Source organism: Nocardioides korecus (genome assembly GCF_054778395.1).
In genome coordinates this window covers 1-25,183 of record NZ_BAAGZO010000016.1, presented here as the reverse complement: position 1 = coordinate 25,183, position 25,183 = coordinate 1, and the positions used below count along the sequence as shown (strand labels likewise).

The 25,183-nt window shown below is 73.2% G+C and carries 25 protein-coding genes, 1 tRNA gene and 1 rRNA gene; 25 read left to right on the top strand and 2 right to left on the bottom strand.

The features are described from left to right. The first annotated feature begins 8 nt into the window (after nucleotides 1-8). The 23 genes from rrf (at nucleotide 9) to der (ending at nucleotide 20,707) form a co-directional block, all read left to right on the top strand. Nucleotides 9-125, top strand: a 5S ribosomal RNA gene (gene rrf, locus ACYVDA_RS20235). 106 nt (nucleotides 126-231) lie between these two features. Further along, the gene (locus tag ACYVDA_RS20230; RefSeq protein ID WP_460820340.1) at nucleotides 232-1,275 is read left to right on the top strand and encodes a tetratricopeptide repeat protein; all 1,044 of its coding nucleotides are present in this window, start codon (nucleotides 232-234) and stop codon (nucleotides 1,273-1,275) included. A gap of 20 nt (nucleotides 1,276-1,295) precedes the next feature. Continuing rightward, nucleotides 1,296-2,315, top strand: a complete 1,020-nt coding sequence (locus ACYVDA_RS20225) for an HAD-IIA family hydrolase (RefSeq protein ID WP_460820339.1) — start codon at nucleotides 1,296-1,298, stop codon at nucleotides 2,313-2,315. A 10-nt stretch (nucleotides 2,316-2,325) separates the two neighbouring features. After that, nucleotides 2,326-2,559 (top strand): hypothetical protein, encoded by a 234-nt coding sequence (locus tag ACYVDA_RS20220; protein ID WP_460820338.1) that lies wholly within the window; start codon nucleotides 2,326-2,328, stop codon nucleotides 2,557-2,559. A gap of 11 nt (nucleotides 2,560-2,570) precedes the next feature. Next, complete coding sequence (locus tag ACYVDA_RS20215; RefSeq protein ID WP_460820337.1) at nucleotides 2,571-3,410, top strand: TlyA family RNA methyltransferase; 840 nt, start codon at nucleotides 2,571-2,573, stop codon at nucleotides 3,408-3,410. Further along, nucleotides 3,407-4,339, top strand: coding sequence for an NAD kinase (locus ACYVDA_RS20210; RefSeq protein WP_460820336.1), 933 nt, complete (start codon nucleotides 3,407-3,409; stop codon nucleotides 4,337-4,339). Before ACYVDA_RS20215 ends, ACYVDA_RS20210 begins: the two co-directional genes overlap by 4 nt. Nucleotides 4,340-4,342: 3 nt before the next feature. After that, a complete protein-coding gene (recN, locus tag ACYVDA_RS20205; RefSeq protein ID WP_460820335.1) occupies nucleotides 4,343-6,070 on the top strand; it encodes a DNA repair protein RecN in 1,728 nt (575 codons plus the stop codon). Between the two features lie 88 nt (nucleotides 6,071-6,158). Continuing rightward, the gene (locus tag ACYVDA_RS20200; RefSeq protein ID WP_460820334.1) at nucleotides 6,159-7,919 is read left to right on the top strand and encodes a CTP synthase; all 1,761 of its coding nucleotides are present in this window, start codon (nucleotides 6,159-6,161) and stop codon (nucleotides 7,917-7,919) included. A gap of 3 nt (nucleotides 7,920-7,922) precedes the next feature. Further along, a complete protein-coding gene (locus ACYVDA_RS20195; protein WP_460820333.1) occupies nucleotides 7,923-8,510 on the top strand; it encodes an NUDIX domain-containing protein in 588 nt (195 codons plus the stop codon). A 25-nt stretch (nucleotides 8,511-8,535) separates the two neighbouring features. Further along, nucleotides 8,536-8,709, top strand: a complete 174-nt coding sequence (locus tag ACYVDA_RS20190; RefSeq protein ID WP_460820332.1) for a hypothetical protein — start codon at nucleotides 8,536-8,538, stop codon at nucleotides 8,707-8,709. Nucleotides 8,710-8,774: 65 nt separating this feature from the next. After that, entirely contained in the window at nucleotides 8,775-9,875 is a 1,101-nt protein-coding gene (locus ACYVDA_RS20185) for a dipeptidase (RefSeq protein ID WP_460820331.1), read from the top strand. Between the two features lie 109 nt (nucleotides 9,876-9,984). Then, nucleotides 9,985-11,100: an alanine dehydrogenase gene (gene ald, locus ACYVDA_RS20180; RefSeq protein WP_460820329.1), complete on the top strand. Its 1,116-nt coding sequence runs from the start codon at nucleotides 9,985-9,987 to the stop codon at nucleotides 11,098-11,100. Nucleotides 11,101-11,131: 31 nt separating this feature from the next. Next, complete coding sequence (locus tag ACYVDA_RS20175; protein ID WP_460820328.1) at nucleotides 11,132-12,124, top strand: site-specific tyrosine recombinase XerD; 993 nt, start codon at nucleotides 11,132-11,134, stop codon at nucleotides 12,122-12,124. A gap of 319 nt (nucleotides 12,125-12,443) precedes the next feature. Then, a complete protein-coding gene (locus tag ACYVDA_RS20170; protein ID WP_460820341.1) occupies nucleotides 12,444-13,517 on the top strand; it encodes a ParA family protein in 1,074 nt (357 codons plus the stop codon). Then, nucleotides 13,502-13,891, top strand: a complete 390-nt coding sequence (locus tag ACYVDA_RS20165) for a hypothetical protein (protein ID WP_460820327.1) — start codon at nucleotides 13,502-13,504, stop codon at nucleotides 13,889-13,891. The genes ACYVDA_RS20170 and ACYVDA_RS20165 overlap by 16 nt, the downstream gene beginning before the upstream one ends. Nucleotides 13,892-13,899: 8 nt before the next feature. Next, nucleotides 13,900-14,835, top strand: a complete 936-nt coding sequence (locus ACYVDA_RS20160; RefSeq protein ID WP_460820326.1) for a segregation and condensation protein A — start codon at nucleotides 13,900-13,902, stop codon at nucleotides 14,833-14,835. Then, the gene (gene scpB, locus ACYVDA_RS20155) at nucleotides 14,832-15,509 is read left to right on the top strand and encodes an SMC-Scp complex subunit ScpB (protein ID WP_460820324.1); all 678 of its coding nucleotides are present in this window, start codon (nucleotides 14,832-14,834) and stop codon (nucleotides 15,507-15,509) included. Before ACYVDA_RS20160 ends, scpB begins: the two co-directional genes overlap by 4 nt. Further along, complete coding sequence (locus ACYVDA_RS20150) at nucleotides 15,506-16,255, top strand: pseudouridine synthase (protein ID WP_460820323.1); 750 nt, start codon at nucleotides 15,506-15,508, stop codon at nucleotides 16,253-16,255. Before scpB ends, ACYVDA_RS20150 begins: the two co-directional genes overlap by 4 nt. Nucleotides 16,256-16,331: 76 nt before the next feature. Next, nucleotides 16,332-16,721 carry a chorismate mutase gene (aroH, locus tag ACYVDA_RS20145; protein ID WP_460820322.1) on the top strand — a complete coding sequence of 130 codons (390 nt, stop codon included), beginning with the start codon at nucleotides 16,332-16,334 and terminating at the stop codon, nucleotides 16,719-16,721. Next, nucleotides 16,718-17,797 (top strand): prephenate dehydrogenase, encoded by a 1,080-nt coding sequence (locus tag ACYVDA_RS20140; RefSeq protein WP_460820321.1) that lies wholly within the window; start codon nucleotides 16,718-16,720, stop codon nucleotides 17,795-17,797. Before aroH ends, ACYVDA_RS20140 begins: the two co-directional genes overlap by 4 nt. 86 nt (nucleotides 17,798-17,883) lie before the next feature. Beyond that, nucleotides 17,884-18,594 carry a (d)CMP kinase gene (gene cmk / locus ACYVDA_RS20135; RefSeq protein WP_460820320.1) on the top strand — a complete coding sequence of 237 codons (711 nt, stop codon included), beginning with the start codon at nucleotides 17,884-17,886 and terminating at the stop codon, nucleotides 18,592-18,594. Next, nucleotides 18,591-19,346 carry a lysophospholipid acyltransferase family protein gene (locus tag ACYVDA_RS20130; protein WP_460820319.1) on the top strand — a complete coding sequence of 252 codons (756 nt, stop codon included), beginning with the start codon at nucleotides 18,591-18,593 and terminating at the stop codon, nucleotides 19,344-19,346. Before cmk ends, ACYVDA_RS20130 begins: the two co-directional genes overlap by 4 nt. Continuing rightward, complete coding sequence (gene der, locus ACYVDA_RS20125; RefSeq protein WP_460820317.1) at nucleotides 19,343-20,707, top strand: ribosome biogenesis GTPase Der; 1,365 nt, start codon at nucleotides 19,343-19,345, stop codon at nucleotides 20,705-20,707. The genes ACYVDA_RS20130 and der overlap by 4 nt, the downstream gene beginning before the upstream one ends. Before the next feature lie 143 nt (nucleotides 20,708-20,850). Here der and ACYVDA_RS20120 read toward each other — a convergent pair whose 3' ends face one another. Further along, a complete protein-coding gene (locus tag ACYVDA_RS20120) occupies nucleotides 20,851-22,104 on the bottom strand; it encodes a S1C family serine protease (RefSeq protein WP_460820315.1) in 1,254 nt (417 codons plus the stop codon). 220 nt (nucleotides 22,105-22,324) lie between these two features. Between ACYVDA_RS20120 and ACYVDA_RS20115 the strand changes: the two genes are divergently transcribed. Then, nucleotides 22,325-22,398 (top strand) — tRNA-Pro (locus ACYVDA_RS20115). A 184-nt stretch (nucleotides 22,399-22,582) separates the two neighbouring features. Beyond that, nucleotides 22,583-22,987 carry a hypothetical protein gene (locus ACYVDA_RS20110; protein WP_460820314.1) on the top strand — a complete coding sequence of 135 codons (405 nt, stop codon included), beginning with the start codon at nucleotides 22,583-22,585 and terminating at the stop codon, nucleotides 22,985-22,987. A gap of 19 nt (nucleotides 22,988-23,006) precedes the next feature. On the opposite strand, the gene ACYVDA_RS20105 is transcribed toward ACYVDA_RS20110, so the two are convergent. Next, nucleotides 23,007-24,215 carry a tyrosine-type recombinase/integrase gene (locus tag ACYVDA_RS20105; protein ID WP_460820312.1) on the bottom strand — a complete coding sequence of 403 codons (1,209 nt, stop codon included), beginning with the start codon at nucleotides 24,213-24,215 and terminating at the stop codon, nucleotides 23,007-23,009. Nucleotides 24,216-25,183 lie beyond the last annotated feature (968 nt).

The following is a 25,183-nucleotide window of genomic DNA, read 5'->3' as shown; positions in this document are numbered from 1 at the left end:
CATAGAGTTACGGCGGCCATAGCGAACGGGAAATACCCGGTCCCATTCCGAACCCGGAAGTCAAGCCGTTCAGCGCCGATGGTACTGCGACCGGGAGGTCGTGGGAGAGTAGGACGTCGCCGGACAACACGTTGCTGAGGGCCGTGCCCCCCGTTGTGGGGGCGCGGCCCTTAGTCTTTTCCCGAGCACCACCCACCACGTCGTCCCACCCCGTTGTCCAGGAGAACCCCCGTGCCCGAAGACCGCGCCCCCCGATCACCTCGAAGCTCCTCGGGCGGCGGACGCTCGGGCCGGCCCTCCTCCGGCGGGTCCCGCGGAGACGGTCCGCGCGGCGGCGGTCGTTCCGACGGCGGCCGTGGCGGCGACTCCCGCTCGGGCGGCTCCCGTCAGGGTGACTCCCCGGGTCGCTCCGGTGGCGGGCGTCCCGGTGCCGGTGGCCCCGGTGGGTCCGGCGGCGGGTCGCGATCGGGCGGTGGACGACCGTCCTCGCGCGACGGTGGCGGTTCGCGCGGTGGCGACAAGCGTGAGTTCAGCCGGCCGCGGCGCGACGACCGTCCCCGTGACGAGGGCGATCGCAGCGAGCGCCAGGCGAAGTACGACGGGCCGCCGATCCCCGAGGAGATCACCGGTCGCGAGCTCGACCGCTCCGTGGCGGCCCAGCTGCAGTCGCTCCCGGACAAGCTGGCCCAGCGGGTCGCGCGTCACCTGGTGGCGGCCGGGCTGCTGATCGAGTCCGAGCCGCGGATCGCCTACGAGCACACCCTGGCGGCGCGCGCCCGTGCGGCGCGGTTGGCCGTCGTGCGCGAGGCAGTAGGCGAGGCGGCGTACGCGGCGGGGGAGTACGCCGAGGCGCTCACCGAGCTGCGCGCGGCCAAGCGGATGAACGGTGCCCACGACTACGTCGCCATCATGGCCGACTGCGAGCGGGCCCTCGGTCGCCCCGACCGGGCCCTGGCCCTGGTCAAGAACGCACCCGTCGAGAAGCTGGCCCCGCCACTGCTGGCCGAGCTGACCATCGTCGAGGCCGGCGCACGCCGTGACCGCGGGGAGATGGACGCCGCCCTGCGGGTCCTGGAGACCTCCCACCTGCTGTCGAAGTCCCGCGACCCGTGGGTGGCGCGGCTGCGCTACGCCTACGCCGACGCCCTCGAGGCCGCCGGTCGCGCGAACGACGCGCTGACCTGGTTCCACCGCACCGAGGCGGTCGACCACGAGGAGGCGACCGACGCCGGCGAGCGTGCTGCGACGCTGGAGAAGCGGTTCGAGCAGCCGTGACCGGTCCGGCCGAGACGCCCGTGTCGTCCCCCGGTCGGCTGGGCAGCTGCGAGCGCCCGCTGCGCGAGGAGTACGACGTCGCCGTCCTGGACCTGGACGGCGTGGTCTACCGCAGCCGTGACGCGGTGCCCGGCGCCCCGGAGGCGCTCAACGAGGCCCAGGCGGCCGGGATGCACCTGGCCTTCGTGACCAACAACGCGGCTCGCCCGCCGTCCACGGTCGGCGACCACCTGCGCGAGCTCGGGGTGGAGGCGGTGGACGAGGACGTCGTGACCAGCGCCCAGGCCGCCGCCCGCCTGGTCGCCGCCACGGTGAGCAGCGGCGGCCGGGTGTTCCTGATCGGTGGCGAGGGCTTGCGGCTCGCGCTCGAGGAGCACGACCTCGAGGTGGTCACCGAGCTGGCTCCCGACGAGGAGGTCGAGGCCGTGGTCCAGGGCTACGGCCCCGACATGCCCTGGAGCCAGGTCATGCGCGGCGCCACGCTCGTCCACGACGGTGTGCCGTGGGTGGCCAGCAACACCGACATGTCCATCCCGACCGCCACCGGCACCGCTCCGGGCAACGGCGCGCTCGTGCGTCTGGTCGCGGAGTTCGCCGGCCGCGAGCCCGAGGTCGCCGGCAAGCCGGAGCCGCCGCTGTTCGAGGAGACGCTGACCCGCGTCGGCGGCGAGCACCCGCTGGTGGTGGGGGACCGGCTCGACACCGACATCGAGGGTGCGGTCAAGATGGGCTGGGACAGCCTGCTCGTGCTCACCGGGGTGTCCGGGCTCGACGAGGTCGTCTCGGCACGCCCCGAGCAGCGACCGACGTACGTCGCGCCGGACCTGACCGCGCTCGCCCGGAAAGCGGAGGTGCCGACCCGGACCGACGACGGCTTCGAGCTCGGCGGGTGGACCGCGCGGGTGCGCGACGGTCAGCTGGTCGTCGAGGGACAGGGCGAGACGGCCGCCTGGTGGAGCGTCGTGGCCGAGGCGGCCTGGGCGCACCTCGACGAGCACGGCGAGCCTGTCGCCACCGACGGTGTCAGTGCTCCCGAGTAGCGTGACCGCCATGAGCCAGAGCCCCGTGCCGCCCGTCCCGGGCCCACCGCGACCGGCCCCACCCGCGTCGTCCGAGCCCGGGTCCACCCGCGCCCCGTCCGCCGATGTGGTGGAGGTGCTCGACTCCCTGGAGCAGCTCGACACGCTGCCCGTGGGCGACCACGTGGCCGTGTTCGAGCAGGCCCACGCCTCGTTGCGCCGGGCCCTGGACGAGGCGGGCGCCGGGCGGCCCGCCGGCACCTAGGCGACCGCGCCGTGCCGCCTCGTCGGCTGCGCCTGGACGCCGAGCTCGTGCGTCGAGGCCTGGCCCGCTCGCGGGAGCAGGCCAGCGAGCTGATCGCGGCCGGTCGGGTGAGCGTCAACAAGGCGGTCGCCACCAAGCCGGCCACCGGGGTCACCACCGACGCCGACCTGGTCGTGCGCGAGGACCCGGACCAGGTCGACTACGCCAGTCGCGGCGGCCACAAGCTCGCCGGCGCGCTCGACGTGCTCCAACCCCTCGGGCTCGCGGTCGAGGGACGACGCTGCCTCGACGCCGGCGCCTCCACGGGTGGGTTCACCGACGTGCTGCTGCGACGCGGCGCCCGCGAGGTCGTCGCCGTCGACGTGGGCTACGGCCAGCTGGTGTGGGCGCTGCAGAACGACCCGCGGGTGCGGGTCGTGGACCGCACCAACGTGCGTGACCTGACCCCGGACCTGGTGGACGGACCGGTCGACCTCGTGGTCGGCGACCTCTCCTTCATCTCGTTGCGGCTGGTGCTGCCGGCGCTGGTCGGGGTCACGTCCCCCGACGGTGACCTGGCCCTGATGGTCAAGCCGCAGTTCGAGGTGGGCAAGGACCGCCTGGGACGCGGGGGCGTCGTGCGCGACCTCGACCACCGCACCGACGCCGTGGTCGGGATCGCCGAGGCGGCCGCCCGGCTGGGGTGGGGCGCTCGGGCGGTCACGACGAGCCCGTTGCCGGGTCCGTCGGGCAACGTCGAGTTCTTCCTCTGGCTGCGCGCCGGCGAGCCGGCCCTGGGTCGCGACGAGGTCGCCGCCGAGGTGGCCCGATCCGGCTCGCTCGGCACGCCGGGTGAGAGGGTGAGCCCGTGACCCCACCCCCTGGCGAGAGACGCATCCTGCTCACGGCCCACACCGGTCGCGAGGAGGCGCGGGTCATCGCCACGCAGGTGGCCACGGCGCTGCGGACCCACGGCCTCGTGGTGCGGATGCTGGAGGAGGAGGCCAAGGACCTCGAGCTCCCGCCGGGGTGCGAGGTCGAGACGGTCGGCGCCGAGGACGCCGCCGCCCAGGACTGCGAGCTCGTCCTCGTGCTGGGGGGTGACGGCACCATCCTGCGCGCCGCCGAGCTGACCCACGGCACGACCACCCCGCTGCTCGGGGTGAACCTGGGCCACGTCGGGTTCCTGGCCGAGGCCGAGAGCGAGGACGTCGAGAAGCTGATCGGGATGGTCGTGGGCCGCCACTACTCCAGCGAGGAGCGGCTGACCCTCGACGTCACGGTCTACCGCGACAAGGAGGTCGTCGGCAGCACCTGGGCCCTCAACGAGGCCACGGTCGAGAAGGCGGCCCGTCAGCGGATGCTCGAGGTGGTGGTCGAGGTCGACAACCGCCCGCTGTCGCGGTTCGGCTGCGACGGCGTGGTCTGCGCGACACCGACCGGGTCCACGGCGTACAACTTCAGCGCGGGGGGCCCGATCGTGTGGCCCGGCGTCGAGGCGCTGCTGATGGTGCCGATCAGCGCCCACGCGCTGTTCGCGCGTCCGCTGGTGGTGGCCCCGACCTCGGTGCTGGCCGTCGAGGTCCTCGACCGCACCGACGCGACCGGAGTGCTGTGGTGCGACGGTCGCCGCACGGTCGACCTGCCGCCCGGCGCCCGGGTCGAGGTGCGACGCGGACGCTCGCCGGTGCGGCTGGTGCGCCTGCACGAGGCGCCGTTCACCGACCGCCTGGTGGCCAAGTTCGGCCTGCCGGTCGAGGGGTGGCGCGGCGCGGCCGAGCGGCGTCGACGGGAGGCCTGAGCCGTGATCGAGGAGATCCGGATCCGCTCCCTGGGCGTCATCGAGGAGTCGGTGCTCGAGCTCCGCAGCGGGTTCACCGTCATCACCGGTGAGACCGGCGCCGGCAAGACCATGCTGGTCACGGCGCTGGGGCTGCTGCTGGGCGGGCGTGCCGACTCCGGCTCCGTGCGGATCGGGGCCCGCGCCGCCCGGGTCGAGGGCGTGGTGCGGGCCGACGCGGCGCTCGAGGCGGTCGCCGAGGAGCACGGCGGCGAGGTCGAGGCCGGCAGCCTGCTGATGGCCCGCCAGGTCTCGGCCGAGGGCCGGTCGCGGGCGTTCCTGGGCGGCGCCTCGGTGCCGGCCTCCGCGCTGGTGCGGGCCGGCGCCTCGCTCGTGGCGGTCCACGGCCAGTCCGACCAGCACCGGCTGCTGCGCCCCGAGGCCCAGCGCGCCGCGCTCGACGCCTACGCCGGCGAGCCTCTGGAGCGGGTGCTCGCCGACTACACCCGCGACCACGACCGGCTGCGCGCCGTCGAGAAGGAGCTCACCGAGGTCCTGGGCTCGGCGCGCGAGCGGGCTCGCGAGGCCGACCTGCTCCGCCTGGGTCTGGAGGAGGTCGAGGCCGTCGACCCGCACCCCGGTGAGGAGGTGGCCCTGGCTGCGGAGGAGACCCGGCTCGGCCACGCCGACACGCTCCGCACGGCGGCCGAGGGTGCCCGGGAGGCGCTGTCGGCCGACGGTGACTCGCCCGACGCGATGGGGGCCCTGGCCGCTGCCCGTCGGGCGCTCGAGGGCGTGCGCGACTTCGACCCGGAGGCCGCCTCGCTCGCCGACCGGGTCGCCGAGGTGTCCTACCTGCTCGCCGACGTCGCGGCCGACGTGGCGTCGTACAGCACGGGGCTCGACACCGATCCCGCGCGCATGGCCACGGTCTCGCAGCGGCGGGCCGACCTGAGCGCGCTGACCAGGAAGTACGGCGAGACCACCGAGGAGGTCCTCGAGTGGGCCCGACGCTCCTCCTTGCGACTGCTCGACCTCGACGGCTCCGACGACCGCGTGGCCGGCCTGCGCGAGGAGCGGGCCGCCCTGCGCGCCCGGCTCGCCGGCCTGGCGACCGACCTCGGTGACCTGCGCCGGGAGGCGGGGGAGCGGCTCTCGACCAACGTCACCGCCGAGCTGCACCAGCTCTCGATGCCGCACGCCCGCTTCGAGGTGGCCCTGAGCCGCACCCCCGACGAGCGCGGGCTGGACCTGGGCGACGGCACCTGGCGCTTCGGGCCCATGGGCCTGGACGAGGTCGAGCTGCTGCTGGCGGCCAACACCGGCGCCGGCCCGCGCGGCCTGGGCAAGGGTGCCTCGGGAGGCGAGCTGTCGCGGGTGATGCTCGCGATCGAGGTGGCGCTGGCCGACACCCGTCCGGTGCCGACGTTCGTCTTCGACGAGGTCGACGCCGGCGTGGGCGGTCGGGCCGCCGTGGAGATCGGCCGTCGGCTGGCGGCCCTGGCGCGCACCTCCCAGGTGCTCGTCGTCACCCACCTCCCGCAGGTGGCCGCCTTCGCCGACCAGCACGTCGTCGTGCGCAAGAGCAGCGACGGGTCGGTGACCACCTCGGGGCTGGTCGCGCTGGACGACCCGGGCCGGGTGCAGGAGCTGTCGCGGATGCTCGCAGGCATGGAGGAGTCCGACACCGCCATGGCCCACGCCCAGGAGCTGCTCGACGTGGCGCAGGCCTCACGGCCCCGGGCGCGTTGAGCGGGCGGCGCGGCACAGCGCACGGCGAATCCTTGGTAGGGTCGAATCCCGTGGATGACCGTCCGTTTCAAGCCCACGGGGAGCTCTCTTGGTAGCACCGCAGCAGACCAAGCACGTCTTCGTCACTGGAGGCGTCGCCTCGTCCCTCGGCAAGGGTCTGACGGCATCGAGCCTGGGGCGCCTGCTGCGGTCCCGCGGGATGCGGGTCACGATGCAGAAGCTCGACCCCTACCTCAACGTGGACCCCGGGACGATGAACCCGTTCCAGCACGGCGAGGTCTTCGTGACCGACGACGGGGCCGAGACCGACCTCGACATCGGTCACTACGAGCGGTTCCTGGACACCAACCTGAACCAGATCGCCAACGTCACGACCGGGCAGGTCTACTCGACGGTCATCGCCAAGGAGCGCCGCGGCGACTACCTCGGCGACACCGTGCAGGTGATCCCGCACATCACCAACGAGATCAAGGACCGGGTCCTGGCCATGGGCGGTGACGACATCGACGTCGTCATCACCGAGGTCGGCGGCACCGTCGGCGACATCGAGTCGCTGCCGTTCCTCGAGGCCGCGCGCCAGGTGCGCCACGAGATCGGGCGCGACAACGTCTTCTTCCTGCACGTCTCGCTGGTCCCGTGGATCGGCCCGTCGGGTGAGCTGAAGACCAAGCCGACCCAGCACTCCGTCGCCGCCCTGCGCTCGATCGGCATCCAGCCCGACGCGATCGTGTGCCGCGCGGACCGGGAGATCCCGCAGTCGGTGAAGAAGAAGATCTCGCTGATGTGCGACGTCGACGAGGAGGCCGTGGTCACCGCGGCCGACGCCCCGTCGATCTACGACATCCCCAAGGTGCTGCACCGCGAGGGGCTCGACGCCTACCTCGTGCGCCGGCTCAACCTGCCCTTCCGCGACGTGGACTGGACGGTCTGGGACGACCTGCTCGAGCGGGTGCACCACCCCAACGAGGAGGTCACGATCGGCCTCGTCGGCAAGTACGTCGACCTGCCCGACGCCTACCTCTCGGTCGTGGAGGCGCTGCGGGCCGGTGGCTTCGCCCACGAGGCCAAGGTCACGATCTCGTGGATCCCTTCCGACGAGTGCCAGACCCCCGAGGGTGCTGCCCGGATGCTCGGCGACGTCGACGCGATCTGCGTACCCGGTGGCTTCGGCATCCGCGGCATCGAGGGCAAGCTGGGTGCGCTGACCTACGCCCGCACCCACGGTGTCCCCACCCTGGGGCTGTGCCTGGGCCTGCAGTGCATGGTCATCGAGTACGCCCGCACCGTGGCCGGCCTCACCGGCGCGGCCTCCACCGAGTTCGACCCCGACTGCCCCGAGCCGGTCGTGGCGACCATGGCCGAGCAGCACGCGTTCGTCGAGGGCGCCGGGGACCTGGGCGGCACCATGCGACTCGGTCTCTACCCGGCCGACCTCAAGGACGGCTCGGTGGTCCGGGCGACGTACGGGCAGGCGCGAGTGGAGGAGCGCCACCGGCACCGCTACGAGGTCAACAACGCCTACCGGGCGCAGCTGGAGGAGGCCGGGCTGTCGTTCTCCGGTACCTCGCCCGACGACAGCCTGGTGGAGTTCGTCGAGCTGCCCGCCGACGTGCACCCCTACTACGTCGCCACGCAGGCCCACCCGGAGCTGAAGTCGCGGCCCACCCGGCCGCACCCCCTGTTCGCCGGGCTGGTCAAGGCCGCGATCCACCGCCAGCGCGAGCTGGAGATCCCGATCGAGGAGAGCGCGCTGCGTCGTCGTCACGCCGAGGAGGACGACGGCACCTCGGGTGCCAACGGCCGCTCGACGTCCGGGTCGCGACCGCAGCCGGCCGACGCGGAGGTCTGAGGCGTGGCCGACGTCGGGGACCGGCCGGGCACCTGGCCGGTCGTCGGGTCGCGCTACCTCGTCGAGGACGCGTGGGTCATCAAGCTGCGCGAGGACACCGTGCACCGCCCCGAGCACCCTGAGCCGACCTTCCGCCGGCTGGTGGTCGAGCACCCCGGCGCCGCGGTCGTCCTGGCGGTCGACGAGCAGGAGCGGGTCTGCTGCATCCGGCAGTACCGCCACGCCGCCCGGGCGACGCTGATCGAGCTGCCCGCCGGCATCTGCGACGTCGAGGGCGAGGACCCGCAGCGCACCGCCGAGCGCGAGCTGCGCGAGGAGGTCGAGCTGCAGGCGGGCAGCTGGCTCCACCTGATGACGCTCAACCCCAGCGCCGGCATCACCACCGAGCTGCACCACCTCTACCTCGCGCGCGACCTCAGCCACGCCGATCGCGGCGACTTCGAGCTGCACGCCGAGGAGGCCGAGCTCGAGCAGCTCTGGGTCCCGGTGGACGAGCTGGTCGACGCGGTCCTCGCGGGGCGGATCCAGGAGAGCCCGATGGCGGCGGCCGTGCTCGCCTACGACGTCCTGCGGCGGCGCGGCGACCTGTAGGCCCCGCCAGAAGAGCCTCCTCGGCGTGCAGACGAGCCTCCTGGGCGTGCAGACGAGCCCCCTCGACGTGCAGATGAGCCTCCTGGGCGTTCAGATGGGCCTCCTGGGCGTGCAGATGGGCCTCCTGGGCGTGCAGATGGGCCTCCTCTGCGGGGGTTTTGTGGGTGGTCCCGGTCGTGTGGTGGGGTGCATGCCATGACTGCTAGGGGTGCTGCGGGTGGGGATGTTGCCGGGTCGGGTGGGCCGGACGAGGTGGTGCGGGCGGTGCTCGCGGAGCACCCGGTGCTCGACGGGCACAACGACCTGGCGTGGGCGGCGCGGGAGGCGGCGGCGTACGACCTGGACGTCCTCGACCTGGCCGACTCACGCGCGTGCCGGTCCCTGGGGACGCACACCGACCTGCCGCGGCTGCGCGCCGGGGGAGTGGGCGCTCAGTTCTGGTCGGTGTGGGTGCCGACGACCCTGACGGGCAGCGCGGTGGTGACCGCGACCCTGGAGCAGGTCGACTTCGTGCACGCCGCCGTCGCGAGGTACGCCGACGTGCTGGCCCCCGCGACCGGCGTCGCCGACGTCCAGCGGGCCTGGAGCCAGGGACGGGTCGCCAGCCTGATGGGCGCCGAGGGCGGTCACCAGATCGACGGCTCGCTGGGCACCCTGCGGATGCTGCACCGGCTGGGCGTGCGCTACCTGACCCTGACCCACAACGACAACGTGCCGTGGGCCGACTCGGCCACCGACGAGCCCGTGCTCGGGGGCCTGAACGACTTCGGCCGCGAGGTCGTCGCCGAGATGAACCGGATCGGCATGATGGTGGACCTGAGCCACGTCAGCGCGGGCACCATGCACGACGCCCTGGACGCCACGACCGTGCCGGTGGTGTTCTCGCACTCCTCCGCGCGGGCCGTCTGCGACCACCCGCGCAACGTGCCCGACGACGTCCTGGCGCGGCTGGCCACCAACGGCGGCACCTGCATGGTCACCTTCGTGCCCCACTTCGTCAGCCCGGCCGTGCGCGAGTGGCAGGCGGGGCTGGAGGCGGCGCTCGCGCCTGAGGGGCTGACGGCGTACAGCCCCGAGGAGGCGGCCTTCGAGGCGGCGTACGCCGAGCGGCACCCGGCGCCGCGGGCGCGCATCGCCGACGTCGTGGCCCACGTCGAGCACGTCCGCGAGGTGGCCGGGATCGACCACGTCGGGCTGGGCGGCGACTACGACGGGGTCGGCACGCTGCCCGACGGTCTCGAGGACGTCAGCGGCTACCCGCGGCTGCTCGCGGCGCTGGCCGAGCGCGGCTGGTCCGCCGACGACCTGGCCCGGCTGACCTGCCGCAACGCCCTGCGCACGATGGCCGACGCCGGCCTGCGCTGAGCCGCTCCAGGTCCCTCTCCCGGAACCGGCCCGGCACTAGACTCACCCGCGTCGGCGTGGACGGAAGCGTCGACGACCCTGCGTCTCGGCGGCACCCAAGGAGATCGACGTGCGGATCGGCGTACCCCAGGAAGTCAAGAACCACGAGTACCGCGTGGCCATCACCCCGGTCGGCGTGCACGAGCTCGTCGCGCACGGCCACGAGGTGCACGTGCAGCGGGGCGCGGGCGCGGGCTCGCAGATCTCCGACGACGACTACGCCGCCGCCGGCGCGCGGCTCCTGGACTCCGCGGACGACGTGTGGGGCGAGGCCGAGATGGTCCTCAAGGTCAAGGAGCCGGTGGCCGAGGAGTACTCCCGCCTGCGCGAGGACCTGCTGCTCTTCACCTACCTGCACCTCGCCGCCGACCGGCCGCTGACCGAGGAGCTGGTGGCCAAGCGGGTCACCGGTGTCGCCTACGAGACCGTGCAGCTGTCCTCGGGGTCGCTGCCGCTGCTGTACCCGATGTCGGAGGTGGCCGGCTGCCTGGCGCCCCAGGTGGGCGCGCACGCGCTGCTGAAGGCCCAGGGCGGCCGCGGCGTGCTCCTCGGCGGCGTCGGCGGCGTGGCCAACGCCAAGGTGGTCGTGATCGGCGCCGGCGTCTCGGGCCAGAACGCCGCCAACATCGCGCTCGGGATGGGGGCCGACGTCACCCTGCTCGACACCGACCTGGACAAGCTGCGGATGTCGTTCTGGCGCTACGACAACCGCGTCCACGGCCTGGCCTCCTCCAAGCTGGCCATCGAGCAGCAGCTGCTCGAGGCCGACCTGGTGATCGGCGCCGTGCTGATCCCCGGCGCGAAGGCCCCCACGCTGGTCAGCAACGACCTGGTCTCGCGGATGAAGCCCGGATCGGTGCTGGTCGACATCGCCGTCGACCAGGGCGGCTGCTTCGAGGACACCCACGCCACGACGCACGCCGACCCGACGTACGCCGTGCACGACTCGATCTTCTACTGCGTCGCGAACATGCCCGGCGCGGTGCCGAACACCTCGACGTACGCCCTGACCAACGCGACGCTGCCCTACACCGTCGCGCTGGCCTCCAAGGGCTGGCAGCAGGCCTGCCGCGAGGACCGCTCGCTGGCGCTGGGGCTGAACACCCACGCCGGGGCGGTGACCAACGCCCCGGTCGCGGAGGCCCACGGACTGACCCCGGCGAGCCTGGACGAGGCGCTCGCGTGAGACCCGGGGTCGACGTCCTCGCGTGTCGTCGGTGAGCCAGGCGGCCGGAGGCACGACCGCGGGTCCCAGCGACCTGGTGCGCGCGCTGCGCACCTACCTGGACCACCTCGTGGTCGAGCGCGGGCTGGCGCCGAACTCGATCAGCTCCTACCGCCGCGACCTGCGGCGCTACCTGGGCCACCTCGACGCCGCGGGGATCACCGCGCTCGACGACGTCACCGAGCAGGTCGTCTCCGGCTTCCTGATGGCGCTGCGCGAGGGCGACGCCGAGCACCAGCCGCTCTCGGCGAGCTCGGCCGGGCGCACGGTGGTGGCCGTGCGCGGCTTCCACAAGTTCGCGCTCAAGGACGGCCTGGCCACCCACGACCCGTCGGCCGCGGTGCGACCCCCGACACCGGCCAAGCGGCTGCCCAAAGCCGTGCCGCTGGCCGACGTGGAGCGCCTGCTCGAGGCGGCCGGAGCGCCGGGCACGGCGCTCGCGATGCGGGACCGGGCGCTGCTGGAGCTGCTCTACGGCACCGGCGCCCGGATCTCCGAGGCCGTCGGGCTCGACGTCGACGACCTCGAGCTCGAGGGGGACGACCCGGCCGGGCACTCGGTCCTGCTGCGCGGCAAGGGCTCCAAGGAGCGGGTGGTGCCGGTCGGCAGCTTCGCGCGGGCGGCGGTGCGCGACTACCTGGTGCGTGGCCGCCCCGCCCTGCTCGCCGAGGGCGGCACCGGTCGGGGTGCCGGCGAGCGGGCCGGCGCGCTGTTCCTCAACGCCCGCGGCGGTCGGCTGTCGCGGCAGAGCGCCTGGACGGTGATGGTCCGCGCGGCCGAACGCGCCGGCCTCACCACCGAGGTGTCCCCGCACACGCTGCGGCACTCCTTCGCCACCCACCTGCTCGAGGGCGGCGCCGACGTGCGCGTGGTGCAGGAGCTGCTCGGGCACGCGTCGGTGACCACGACGCAGGTCTACACGCTGGTCACCGTGGACTCCCTGCGCGAGGTGTACGCCGCCTCCCACCCGCGTGCGCTCGGCTGAGCGCGCGCCGCTGCCGCGTGTCCGGGCCGCCCAGGAGGCCCCTGGACGCACAACTTCGTCCACAGGCCAGGACCAGCCTGTGCACGGCCAGCGTGGCTGGACCCACACCGGGGCGCCAGATCGGTGGACGGCGACCCCCACCCGCCGGCCCGGGTTGTGACCGGGTCGCGGCGGTGCCTAGAGTCGCCACGCGGCTTGGCGGTAAGTCGACAAATAGGACGACTGGCCGGGCTTCTCCGGGCAGCCGCGCGACGAAGGGATGCACACGATGAGCGGTGCCGACGGTTTCGGGCAGGACTTCGGCGGCGCGGCTTCGGAGATGCCTCCCCTCTACCGACCTCCCGCACCGCCGGAGACCGGCGGCAGCACGCTGCCGTTCCGTCCCCGCGCCGAGCAGCCCGCGGAGAACCGGGAGACCCTGGAGACCCCGGCGGCCGCCGAGACCCCGGGTGTCGAGGTCCCGGTCGCCGAGGCGCCCGTCGTCCAGGAGCCCGCGGTCGCCGTGCCCGTCGTCCAGGAGCCGGCGAGCTCCGAGGTGCTGGTCGACGTCGCCCCGCTCGGCCCGACCGGTCGCCCGGTTCCCGAGCTCCACGACCCCGCGCCGCGCGCCACCCACGGCCACGCGCGCGTGATCTCGATGTGCAACCAGAAGGGTGGGGTCGGCAAGACCACGACCACCATCAACCTGGGGGCCTCGCTCGCGGAGTTCGGCCGCAAGGTCCTCCTGGTCGACTTCGACCCGCAGGGCTCGCTGTCGGTCGGTCTGGGCCTGAACCCCCACCAGATGGACCTCACGATCTACAACCTGCTGATGCAGCGCGACGTCACGCTGGAGGACGTCGTGGTGCCCAGCGGCGTCGAGGGCATGGACCTGCTGCCCTCCAACATCGACCTGTCGGCGGCCGAGGTGCAGCTCGTGCACGAGGTCGCCCGCGAGCAGACCCTCTCGCGCGTCCTGGCGCCCGCGATCGAGAAGTACGACGTGATCCTGATCGACTGCCAGCCCTCGCTCGGCCTGCTGACCGTCAACGCGCTGACGGCCTCCGACGGCGTGATCGTGCCGCTGGAGTGCGAGTACTTCGCGCTGCGTGGCGTCGCGCTCCTCAAGACCACCATCGACAAGGTCCAGGAGCGGCTCAACCCGCGCCTGGTCGTCGACGGCGTCCTGGGCACCATGTTCGACGGCCGCACCCTGCACGGGCGCGAGGTCATGCAGCGTCTCGTCGAGGCCTGGGGAGACCAGGTCTTCCACACCGTCATCCGCCGCACGATCAAGTTCTCCGACTCCACGGTCGCCGGCGAGCCGATCACCAGCTACGCGTCGAACTCGCCCGGTGCGGGGGCCTACCGCGACCTCGCCCGGGAGGTGGCGGCGCGATGCCCCGACGTGTGAGCCTCCCCGCGGCCGACGACCTCTTCCGTCCCACCCGCGAGACGACCGCGCCCGCGGGGCGGCCGGCCAGCGTGCGCGCCGTGCCCGCCGAGGGGTCGCTGGACGCGGCCGCCGCCGAGCCTGCGGTCCAGGAGCCCGCGGCCGGTCGCCCACGGCGTACGAGCGGCCGGGTGCGGCACGACGAGAAGATGACCGTCTACGTGACGGCCGACGAGCTGCTGGCGATCGAGCACGCCCGCCTGGCGCTGCGTCGCGACCAGGGTCTCGCCGTCGACCGGGGTCGGCTGGTGCGCGAGGCCCTGGCCATCGCGCTGGCCGACCTCGAGCTCAACGGGGACGACAGCGTCCTCGTCGAGCGGCTCACGGACCACTGAGCAGCCTGGTGGAACCGGTGCCGGAGCCGGTCGAGGAGCAACCGGGGGACCGGCCGGGCGGCGGGGCGTTCGCCGTGCGGCTGGACAACTTCGAGGGGCCCTTCGACCTGCTGCTGAGCCTGATCGGGCGGCACAAGCTCGACGTCACCGAGGTGGCGCTGTCGAAGGTCACCGACGAGTTCATCGCCCACATCCGCGCCCACCAGGCCGCCGGGCCGGCCGGTCAGGGCTGGGACCTGGAGCAGACGACGTCGTTCCTGCTGGTCGCCGCCACCCTCCTGGACCTCAAGGCCGCACGGCTGCTGCCCCAGGCCGAGGTCGAGGACGAGGAGGACCTCGCCCTGCTGGAGGCACGCGACCTGCTGTTCGCCCGGCTGCTGCAGTACCGCGCCTACAAGCTGGTCGCCTCCGTCCTGGAGGACCGGATGGAGGTCGAGGCGCGGCGCCACCCGCGTGCCGTCGGCCTCGACGAGCGCTTCGCCACGCTGCTGCCCGAGGTCCTGATCGGGCTGGGCCTGCGCGAGTTCGCCGCGCTGGCGGCCCGCGCGATGGCGCCCAAGCCGGAGCCCGAGACCGTCGGCCTGGCCCACATCCACGCCCCGGCCGTCTCGGTGCGCGAGCAGGCCGCGGTCGTGGTGGAGCGGCTGCGGGCGAGCGGCACCACCACCTTCCGGGCGCTGGCCGCCGACGCGCCTGACACGATGACCCGGGTCGCGCGGTTCCTGGCGCTGCTGGAGCTCTTCCGCGAGGGCGTCGTGGGCTTCGAGCAGGCCACGCCGCTGGGGGAGCTGAGCATCCGCTGGACCGGGCGTGACGACGTCGAGGTCGTCGTGGAGGACGAGTTCGACGGGGCACCCGTCGAGCCGCCCCCAGGTGCGACCGGCCCGGCACCCGACGAGACCACCGACCAGACCATCGACGACGCCCCCGAGGAGCAGCGATGACCCAGCCCCCCGCCACGGCGTACGCCGAGGGCGAGCCGACCCCCGAGGACGCCGACGGCGCCGTCGAGGAGGAGTCCCGCCCGCCCGTCGAGCTCCGCCCGGCGCTGGAGGCGCTGCTGATGGTGGCCGACGAGCCGCTGGGCGAGGCCACCCTGGCGGTCGCCGTCGACCACCCGCAGGAGGCGGTGGCCGAGGCGCTCGACGCCCTGGTGGCGGAGTACGACGCGACCGGTCGCGGCTTCGAGCTGCGCCACGTCGCCGGCGGCTGGCGCTACTACACCCGTGAGGCGTTCGCGCCCGTGGTCGAGCAGTTCGTCCTCGAGGGCCAGCAGGCCCGCCTGACCCAGGCGGCGCTGGAGACCCTGGCCGTGGTCGCCTACCAGCAGCCCGTCAGCCGGAGCCGGGTCTCGGCCATCCGCGGGGTCAACGTCGACGGCGTGATGCGCACGCTGCTGACCCGCGGGCTCGTGGCCGAGGCCGGTCACGACCAGGAGACCGGGGCGCACCTCTACCGCACCACGAGCTACTTCCTGGAGCGGATCGGCGTCTCGGGGCTCGAGGAGCTGCCCGAGCTGGCGCCGTTCCTGCCCGGCATGGACGACTTCGACGACGAGCAGGAGGTGGCGGCCGTGGTCCCGACAGGCTCGACCGACGAGGAGGGCGGACCGGCATGAGGCAGGTCGAGACCGACGACGAGGGCCTGATCCGGCTCCAGAAGCTGCTGGCGCAGTCGGGGGTGGCCAGCCGCCGCAAGTGCGAGGAGCTGATGCTGGCCGGCGAGGTGACCGTCGACGGCGAGGTCGTCACCCGGCTCGGCACCAAGGTCGACCCGGCGCGGGCGAACATCCACGTCTCGGGGCGGCGGCTGCCGCCGGTCAGCGAGCACGTCTACCTGGTGCTGAACAAGCCGCTCGGCGTGACCTCGACGATGTCGGACCCGCACGCGGAGCGCACGCTGAGCGACCTGCTGGGGGACCGGCCCGAGCGGCTCTTCCACGTGGGCCGGCTCGACACCGACACCGACGGGTTGCTGCTGCTGACCAACGACGGGGACTTCGCCCAGAAGATGGCGCACCCGTCGTACCAGGTGGAGAAGACCTACGTCGCCGAGGTCGACGGGCACGTCGGCCGGGCCACGCTCCAGCGCCTGAAGTCGGGCGTGACCCTGGAGGACGGTCCGGTGGCGGTGACCGCGGTGAAGGTGAAGTCCACCCACGGCAAGCGCACCATCGTGGAGCTGGTCATCCACGAGGGACGCAACCGGATCGTGCGCCGGCTGCTGGACCACGTCGGGCACCCCGTGCGACGCCTGTCGCGGACCCAGTTCGGGCCCGTGCGCCTCCAGGGCCTCAAGCCGGGGGCGACCCGCGAGCTCGACGAGCGCGAGCTCGGCACGCTGCTGGACTCCGCCGGGCTCTGACCGGGGTGACCGGGCCCTAGGCTGGTCCCCGCACCGGGACCCCGGTGGCGAGCCGAACCCGAGCAGAGGAGTCGACGTGTCCGTCCGTGCCGTGCGGGGTGCCACCCAGCTGGAGACCGACAGCCGCGACCACATGCTCGACCGGGTCGCGGAGATGGTCCGCGACGTGATGGCGTCCAACGACCTCGACGTCGACGACTTCATCAGCATCATCTTCACCGCGACCTCCGACCTGGTCTCGGAGTTCCCGGCGTACGCCGCCCGGCAGCTGGGCTTCGACGACGTGCCCCTGATCTGCGCCCGCGAGCTGGAGATCGACCGCTCGATGCCGCGCGTGGTCCGGATGATGGCCCACGTCGAGACCGAGCTGGGCCGCAAGGACGTCACCCACGTCTACCTCCACGGCGCCGCGGCGCTGCGGCGCGACCTGACCAAGGTGCGCGAAGTCCCCGACGAGCCCCGATGAGCGACCCACGAGCCCTGCTGCACGGCCCGGTCCACGTGGTCGGGGCCGGCCTGCTCGGCACCTCCATCGGCCTGGCCGTCGCCCGTGCCGGGATCGAGGTCTGGCTCAGCGACAGCTCGCGCGAGCACGTCCGCACCGCCAGCGGCCTCGGCGCCGGCGTACCCGCGCCGGCGAGTGGTGTGCCGCAGCTGACCGTCGTCGCGGTGCCGCCGGACCACATCGCCGACGCGGTCGCGGCCGCGCTTGACCGCGGCGGCGTGGTGACCGACGTCGGCAGCATCAAGAGCCTGCCGCTGGCGATGATCGCGGACCGGGTCGAGGAGGCGCAGCTGCGCGACTACGTCGGCAGCCACCCGATGGCGGGCAGCGAGCGCTCCGGCCCGCTGGCCGCGACGGCGGCGCTCTTCGACGGCCGTCCGTGGGCCGTCGTGCCGCACGTGCACTCCGACCCGGTGGCCGTCGCGCTGGTCGAGGCGCTGGCGCTGGTGTGCGGCGCCGAGCCCGTGCGGCTCTCGCCGGTGGAGCACGACCGCGCCGTCGCCCGGACCTCCCACCTGCCGCACCTCCTGGCCGTGCTCACCGCCGGCCAGCTCGCCGAGGCGCTGCCCGAGCACCTGTCGCTCTCGGGGCAGGGGGTGCGCGACGTGACCCGGATCGCCGCCGGCGACCCCGACCTCTGGGGCCAGATCCTGACCGCGAACCACGCCGCCGTGGGCGAGCTGCTCACCGAGGTGCAGGGCGAGCTGGCCCACCTGCGCACGGTGCTCGACCGCGGGGACGACGACGCGCTGCGCGAGATCCTGGCCCGGGGTGTCACCGGCACCCAGGCGATCCCGGGCAAGCACGGTGGTCCGGTGATCGCGATGGCCTCGGTCTTCGTCTCGGTGCCCGACCACCCCGGCGAGCTGGCCCGGCTGTTCGCCGACGTCGGTGAGATCGGGGTCAACATCGAAGACCTGCACATCGACCACGACCCGGGTCGCCCCGTGGGCCTGGTGGAGCTCGTGGTCGCCGACGTGGCCGCCGAGACCCTGCGCACATCGCTGGAGTCTCGGGAATGGGTGACCCACCGGTAAGGTTCATCCCTGCTGGTGGAGCAGGCGGACGCCCTGCCGCGCCCCGACCGGGGTGGTCAGCCGGCGCACCGGGAGGAGCAGGTCTCGTGAGCAGCAGCACCGTCGTCGTCGCCATGGACGGCCCCTCGGGCTCGGGCAAGTCGAGCACCGCGCGCGGGGTCGCCTCGCGCCTGGGCCTGCGCTACCTCGACACCGGTGCCCAGTTCCGCGCCGTGACCGCCTGGATGCTCGACCAGGGCGTCGACCTCGCGGACCCCGCGGCCGTCGCCGCCCGCGCGCACGACCCCGAGATCGTGTCGGGCACCGACCCGGCCGACCCCACCATCACCGTGGACGGCCAGGACGTGTCGGAGCGGATCCGCTCCCAGGAGGTCACCTCCCACGTCAGCGCCGTCGCCTCGGTCCCCGAGGTGCGGGCCCGGCTGCTCGAGCTCCAGCGCGCCACGATCGGCGACGGCGGCATCGTGGTCGAGGGACGCGACATCGGCTCGGTGGTCGCCCCCGACGCCGACGTCAAGGCCTACCTGACCGCCGACCCCGCGGCGCGTGCCGCCCGGCGCTCGGCCGAGAACGGCGACGACGTCGCGGCCACCCAGGCCGACCTGCTGCGCCGCGACCGCATCGACTCGGGTCGCGCCGCCGCGCCCGCCGTGGTGCCCGACGGCGCGGTGCACCTCGACACCACCCCCTTCACCCTCGAGCAGGTCGTCGACCAGGTGGTCGCGCTGGTCGAGGCGGCCGACCAGAGCCGCTCGTCGCAGGAGGCTCCCCGGGCGGAGCAGGGGAGCAGGTCGTGACGGCCGCTCTCCGCGCCCGCGCCGGAGAGCAGCCCCGGACCGCCCGGACCGCTCGGGCCTCCCGCACCGCCATGCTCACCGGGCTGCGCCCGGCCGCCCGGACCCTGGTCCACCGGCGCTGGCAGGTCGAGGTGCACGGGGCCGACCACGTGCCGGCCCAAGGACCGGTCGTCCTCGCGGCCAACCACGTCGGCTGGCTCGACGGCCCGCTGCTGGCGATCGTCTCCCCGCGCCCGGCCCACGTGCTGACCAAGCGGGAGATGTACGCCGGGGCGATGGGCTCCTTCCTCCACGCCGCCGGCCAGATCCCCCTGGACCGCTCGCGCGTCGACCTCGGTGCCGTGCGCCAGGCGGTGCGCGTCCTGGAGGAGGGGCGGGTCGTCGGCGTCTTCCCCGAGGGCGCTCGAGGGGACGGCTCGATGCAGCGGCACCGACCTGGTGCGGCGTACCTCGCCCTGGTCAGCGGTGCCCCCGTCGTGCCCGTCGCCTTCCTGGGGACGCGTCTGCCGGGCGCCCCCGACGACTCGGTGCCGCCGCCCGGGTCCCGGATCGCGGTGACGTACGGCGAGCCCGTGCCGCTTCCGCACCTGCCCTGGCCCCGCACCACCGACGAGGTCGCGGACGGCTCCCGCCGGGTCCGCGACGCGATCGTCGCCACCCTGACTCACGCCGAGGAGGCCACGGGGATGACCCTGCCCGGCCCGCTCGGCCCACCGCGCACGACGACGAGCACGAAGAAGATGAGGACATGAGCACAGGCACCCCCAGCAGCTCCGCGGACGGCCACGAGGGCGAGGGTCGGGTCCCGATCCTGGCCGTGGTCGGACGCCCCAACGTCGGCAAGTCGACGCTGGTCAACCGCATCATCGGCCGGCGCGAGGCCGTTGTGGAGGACGTCCCCGGCGTGACCCGCGACCGGGTGTCCTACGACGCGGTGTGGAACGGCCGGGCCTTCTCGGTGGTCGACACCGGCGGGTGGGACCCCGACGCCCGCGGGCTGGCCGCCTCGATCGCGGCCCAGGCCGAGATCGCGGTCGCGATCGCCGACGCGGTGCTGTTCGTGGTCGACGCGGGCGTGGGCATCACCGACGCCGACGAGGCCGTCGTGCGGATCCTGCGCAAGGCCGGCAAGCCGGTCGTGCTCGCGGCCAACAAGGTCGACGACATGCGCGCCGAGGCCCAGGCCTACGGGCTGTGGAACCTCGGCCTGGGCGAGCCGTGGCCGGTCTCCGCGCTGCACGGTCGCGGCTCGGGCGACATGCTCGACGCCGTGCTGGCCGCCCTGCCCGAGACCCCGCCCGAGCGCTTCGAGGAGGTCGGCGGCCCGCGCCGGATCGCGATCATCGGTCGCCCCAACGTGGGCAAGTCCTCGCTGCTGAACATGCTGGCCCACGAGGACCGGGTGGTCGTCGACGACGCGTCGGGCACCACCGTGGACCCCGTCGACGAGCTGATCGAGCTCGGCGGCAAGACCTGGCGGTTCATCGACACCGCGGGCATCCGCAAGCGGGTCAAGACCGCCTCGGGCCACGAGTACTACGCCTCGCTGCGCACCGAGACCGCCATCGAGCGCGCCGAGGTCTGCGTGCTGGTCATCGACGGCTCGCAGTCGGTCTCCGAGCAGGACATGCGGATCATCCAGACCGTCCGCGACTCGGGCCGCGCCCTGGTGATCGCGTTCAACAAGTGGGACCTGGTCGACGAGGAGCGCCGCTACTACCTCGACCGCGAGATCGAGCGCGACCTGGTGCAGGTGCAGTGGGCGCCGCGGATCAACCTCACCGCGCGCACCGGCTGGCACGTCGACCGGCTCGTCCCGGCCCTCGAGCGCGCCCTGGGCGGCTGGGAGACCCGGATCACGACCGGTCAGCTCAACGCGTTCCTGGGCCGCCTGGTCGCCGAGCACCCCCACCCGGTGCGCAGCGGCAAGCAGCCCAAGGTGCTCTTCGGCACCCAGGCGACCACCTCGCCGCCCACGTTCGTGCTGTTCACCAGCGGCAAGCTCGACGCCGGCTACGAGCGCTTCATCGAGCGCCGCCTGCGCGAGGAGCACGGCTTCGTCGGCACCCCGATCAGCCTCGAGGTGCGACCCCGGGAGAAGCGCAAGCGGTAGGGGAGGGGGCCGGCGTCGGGGCCCGGCGTCGCGCATGCAAATCGGGGTTAGAGACGCTCCACCAGGCTCCTGCCGCCCCTGGAACGTCCACAGCCCTCGCCACGTGGTCCGGGATCTCCGGGCGAGGGCCGTGGACGGGTCGGTCAGGCCACGGGTCCCTGGGCCAGGGTCAGGGTCCTCGTGTGGCGCACGCCGGAGGCGTCGGTCCACGACACGGCGATCCGGTCGCCCGGTCGGTGCGAGGCGACCGCGGCGCGCAGCTGGGCCTGGGTGGTCACGGCCTTGCCGGCGATGGCGGTGATGGTGTCGCCCTGCCCGAGCCCGACCCGGGCGGCCGGGGTGCCGGCGTACGCCCCTGCGACGGTGGTGCCGTTGCCCAGGTCGATGCCGAGGAAGGCCGGGCGCCCGTAGGAGTACGCCGTGCTCCGCACGCCGCTCTCGAGGTCGTCGGCGACCCGGAGGACGGTCGCGATGGGCACCGCGTAGCCGACGACGTCGTTCGACCCGCTCGAGGCGGCCGTGGTCATGCCGACGACCTGCCCCTGCGCGTCGTACGTCGCGCCGCCGCTGTAGCCCGGGACCACGTCGGAGCTGATCTCGAGCAGGTCGGTCAGGCGCTCGCCACTCGCCGAGCCCTCGGACTGGGTGGTGATCGACTGGTTCTTGGCCACCACCGTGCCGGTCGCGGCGCTGAGGTGGTCGACGGTGCCGTTTCCGTCCCCGACAGCCGTCACCGCGGAGCCGCTGGCGATGCCGTCGGTGTCCGGGGTGACCGTGGCGAGCCCCGAGGCGTCCTGGAGCTGCAGGACGGCGACGTCCTTGGCGGCGTCGGTGCCCACGACGGTGGCGGTGTAGGTCTTGCCGGTCGTCATCACCTTGACCGCGATCGAGGTGGCGCCCTGCACGACGTGGTGGTTGGTGACCACCTCGCCGTCGGAGGTGAGGACCATGCCGGTGCCGGCCGCCTTGCCGCCGTCGTACTTCATGGTGGAGACGATGCGCACCAGGCCGGTGAGCTGGCTGCCCGAGGCCGTCGAGGTGGTGTCGGTCGAGCTGCCGGTGGCGCCCGAGCCGTCCGTGCCGTCCTGCTGGGTGGTGCCGGGGTCGGAGGGGGCCTGGCCGCCGTAGGTGTAGCCCGGCGGCAGCTGCCACGAGGTCGACCCCTGGGAGTAGCCCGGGACCGTCTGGGCGGAGCTCGCGGCGGACGGGTGGTGCGCCTGCCAGGCGTGCAGCCCGGCGTACCCCGCACCGACGCCGGCGGCCCCGGTCACCAGCGCCGTCACGGCCGTCGCGGCGAGGAGGCGCCGGGTGGCCGAGCGCTGCGAGCGCGGCGCTGCGGGCACGGCGTACGCCGGGGCCTGGGGGAGCGGGCGGGGCTGGTCGTGCTGCTGGTCCATGGGGTCCTCCGAGGCGTCCTGGTGGTGCGGTAGGACCAGAGAACCGCGCCCGCCGAAGAGGATCCTGTGAGCGGCCGAAGCCGCGCCTGTGGGTCCTCGAGACCGCGTACGCCGCCCCCGGGCCGCGGCCGCACCGGGCCCGTTTTCGTGACCACCCGGGGGGTGCGCTAAGGTTCCTGACGGCCCGCCAGGCACCACCGAGAACCACCAGGCGGGCACTCGGGCTGTGGCGCAGCTTGGTAGCGCACTTGACTGGGGGTCAAGGGGTCGCAGGTTCAAATCCTGTCAGCCCGACCGAGAGGCCCTGACCTGCAACCGCAGGTCAGGGCCTGTTTCACGTCTGAGCGCACTCCGCTCGCCGGTCAACACCAAAGTCCTCGTTGGACCAATTTTGGACCAGAGCCTGTCGAGGACCATCTGCGCACAGCGATCCGTCGGTCTGCCCGCAAGGGACGGCGTCGTGCGTCACCATCAAGAGGTGGACTCTGAGGACCTCGATGTGGGTGAGGATTTCGATAGCGGTTCGAAACTCGTCCGGTGGGCCACGGATCCCGCGGGGCGCACGTTCAGCGTGGAGGCCGAGGTGCCCGGCCCGGCCCCTGATGCGACGTTCGCGCCTGACGGTGATGAGGGCGTCGTTGGTCGTTTCATCGTCTGCCGATTGAACCGGTTGATCCGGCAAGTCACCACACGCGCCGAGCGCCGCCGCGAGGGGCCACCAAAGCCCTACCTCTTGGTGTGGCGAGTGAGCCCCGATGGGGCGGACATGCTGGCGCTCGAAGAGGCGTGCTCCAGCATGGAGGAGGGGCGCCAACGTGTCAGCGAGGTTGTTGACGAGATTCGGGCCGGGTCGTTCGAGCCGATGGGTCCGGGCGGCACCTGACACACGCGCGGCCGCTCCTTCATGAGCCTGTCCGGCCGCCGGGCAAGACGTCCAGGTGCGGCCGTTCCCCGCCCCGGGACCACCACTCAGAGAAGGCCGCGCCGGCCTCGAGGACCGCGCGTGTGTCCGGGTGGAGGTAGCGGCTGGTGACAGCGGGGTCCTGGTGTCCGGCGACCCGTTGGAGCATGTGCAGCTCGATCCCGGCGTCGGCCATCCAGGTGAGGGCCGTGTGGCGCAGTCCGTGGCGCACCATGCCTTCGAGTCCGAGGGTGGACACGACCTGGTCCCAGTTCGTGGCGTCGCGCAGAGTGGCGGTGGTGATGACACCTCCCCGTGGCCCGCGCACGAGGCCTTCCTCGGGGTCGCGGCCGACGGTCAGTCGGGCGAGAGTGGGCCGCAGGGGCTCGATGATCGGGACCGTTCGGCGTCGACGTCCCTTGGTCGCCTTGGTCACCAGACCTCCGCGGCCGGGATAGGTCTGTCGAGCTACGTGGACGACGCCGTTCTGCAGGTCGACGTCGCTGACTTGCAGCCCCGCCACTTCGCTGATGCGCAGTGCGGTGGTGGCCAGGATCGTGACCACGTCCCCGTAGCTCGAGTGGTCCCCGGACTCGATCACTCGCGCCACGAGCCGTTCGAGGGTGGCCACGTCCGGGAGCGCCAGGTCCCGGGGGCTGGCATGCTCGGCGGGCTCCTGCGTGCGACCTACGGTGCGCCGGCGGGCGCGATCGCGGGCCGGGTTCCGTGTGACCAATCCGTCGCGAACCGCCTCGTCGAGAACGAGCACCAGGGCGCCCACTGAGTTCTTGACTGTCGACCGGCTGTACTGACGTTCCCACTCATCGATCGCGCGGTCGATGATGCCGGCGGTGAGCATCGAGACCGGAAGGTGGCCAAGAGCGGGGACCACCCTCCGCCGCAGCCCAGCGGCGTACGGGTCGTAGGTGGAGGTCGGGTCGATGCCGCGCGCCCACCGGTCGCCGAGGGCGTCGATGTACGTCGCGAGTGTCTGCCCGGGATCGACGCCGGTACGCGCAGCGCGCTGCATCTGCTGGACCCAGGCATCGACGTCCTCTCGTGACCTGCTCATGCGCTTGGGGCTCATCCGCCGACCGCTGACCGGATCGGTCCACCGCACCCGCGCCCAGTAGCTGGTGCCACGCGGCCCGGTGCGCTCACCACCGTCCACCTTGAGCTCCACCCCCAGCGGTGGCACCGAACCGGTCATCCCTCCACTTTGAACACGTCGTCAATCGCGATGGCGTCCCACACGTCCAGGGGAGTCGCGGCGCTTGGCACCCGTGGCAGACGTGCCGCAGCGTCCCACGTGGTGTTACCAGATCGTGACGATCGGTCGTTCTCGTGAAACCTGGGCGATCGGGGCTCACACTGAGTCACTGAACGACCGGGGGAGCGCGGGTGGATCTGAGCAGTGCTGGACTGGCGGGCGTCTACAGCCTGTTAGCAGTGCTCCTTCTGACGTGCGTCGCCAGCGTGGTGTGGCTTGTGGTCGCGGCTGCGCGGGCTAGTCGGCAGCGTTGGCTGCAGATGCTCGGGATCGTCCTGGTGGTGGGCGTGGCGCTCGGAGTGGGTTCGATGTGGGTTGCGCCCGTGCAGGACGACCGTGGTGAGACCTGCACGATGGAGACGCTGTCGTCGGCACTCGCCAGTGTCCAGGAGCCCGGGGATGCCCAGTGCCAGACCACAGCGCGAGCTCGGGTCGCCGCCGGTCTGGGCCTTGAGCTGGCAACGGTCCCGCTGCTGCTGGTGACAACGCGCCGCCTGACCTCGAGCAGGCGGGCCCCGACCTCGACCGCAGAACGAGACTAAGTACTCCGCGCGCTGTGACCGAGGCGCGTTCGGTCGCACGCGCGCTGTCCTGACGACCGCCGTTCTCCGCTCGACTCAGCCTCGATCCGCCCTGAGGGTCCGGTAGGAGGGCAGCATTTTCGCAATGGTCCATGCGCAGCCGGGAGGGTCACTCAACGAGTCGATCCTGGGATTTCGAGGGCGGGATTGGCATCTGCAGGAGACCCCAGATCGACGCGACCGAACTTGGAGAGCGAGAAGGACACAGACCCGTGAATCACCTGTACCGGGGCGCGCGTCAGCGCCGTCGGGCGGAGCCCGACGATGCAGTTGCCGGTGGTTGTCAGGCCGCGGGGTCGATGACCACGGTGTGGCCGAGCTTCTCCA

Excerpts from the sequence above, each read along its gene's own strand:
- ACYVDA_RS20220 (WP_460820338.1), top strand. The coding sequence starts at position 2,326 with ATGAGCCAGAGCCCCGTGCCGCCCGTCCCGGGCCCACCGCGACCGGCC.
- ACYVDA_RS20170 (WP_460820341.1), top strand. The coding sequence starts at position 12,444 with ATGCCTCCCCTCTACCGACCTCCCGCACCGCCGGAGACCGGCGGCAGC.
- ACYVDA_RS20165 (WP_460820327.1), top strand. The coding sequence starts at position 13,502 with ATGCCCCGACGTGTGAGCCTCCCCGCGGCCGACGACCTCTTCCGTCCC.
- scpB (WP_460820324.1), top strand. The coding sequence starts at position 14,832 with ATGACCCAGCCCCCCGCCACGGCGTACGCCGAGGGCGAGCCGACCCCC.
- ACYVDA_RS20150 (WP_460820323.1), top strand. The coding sequence starts at position 15,506 with ATGAGGCAGGTCGAGACCGACGACGAGGGCCTGATCCGGCTCCAGAAG.
- ACYVDA_RS20140 (WP_460820321.1), top strand. The coding sequence starts at position 16,718 with ATGAGCGACCCACGAGCCCTGCTGCACGGCCCGGTCCACGTGGTCGGG.
- der (WP_460820317.1), top strand. The coding sequence starts at position 19,343 with ATGAGCACAGGCACCCCCAGCAGCTCCGCGGACGGCCACGAGGGCGAG.
- ACYVDA_RS20120 (WP_460820315.1), bottom strand. The coding sequence starts at position 22,104 with ATGGACCAGCAGCACGACCAGCCCCGCCCGCTCCCCCAGGCCCCGGCG.
- ACYVDA_RS20105 (WP_460820312.1), bottom strand. The coding sequence starts at position 24,215 with ATGACCGGTTCGGTGCCACCGCTGGGGGTGGAGCTCAAGGTGGACGGT.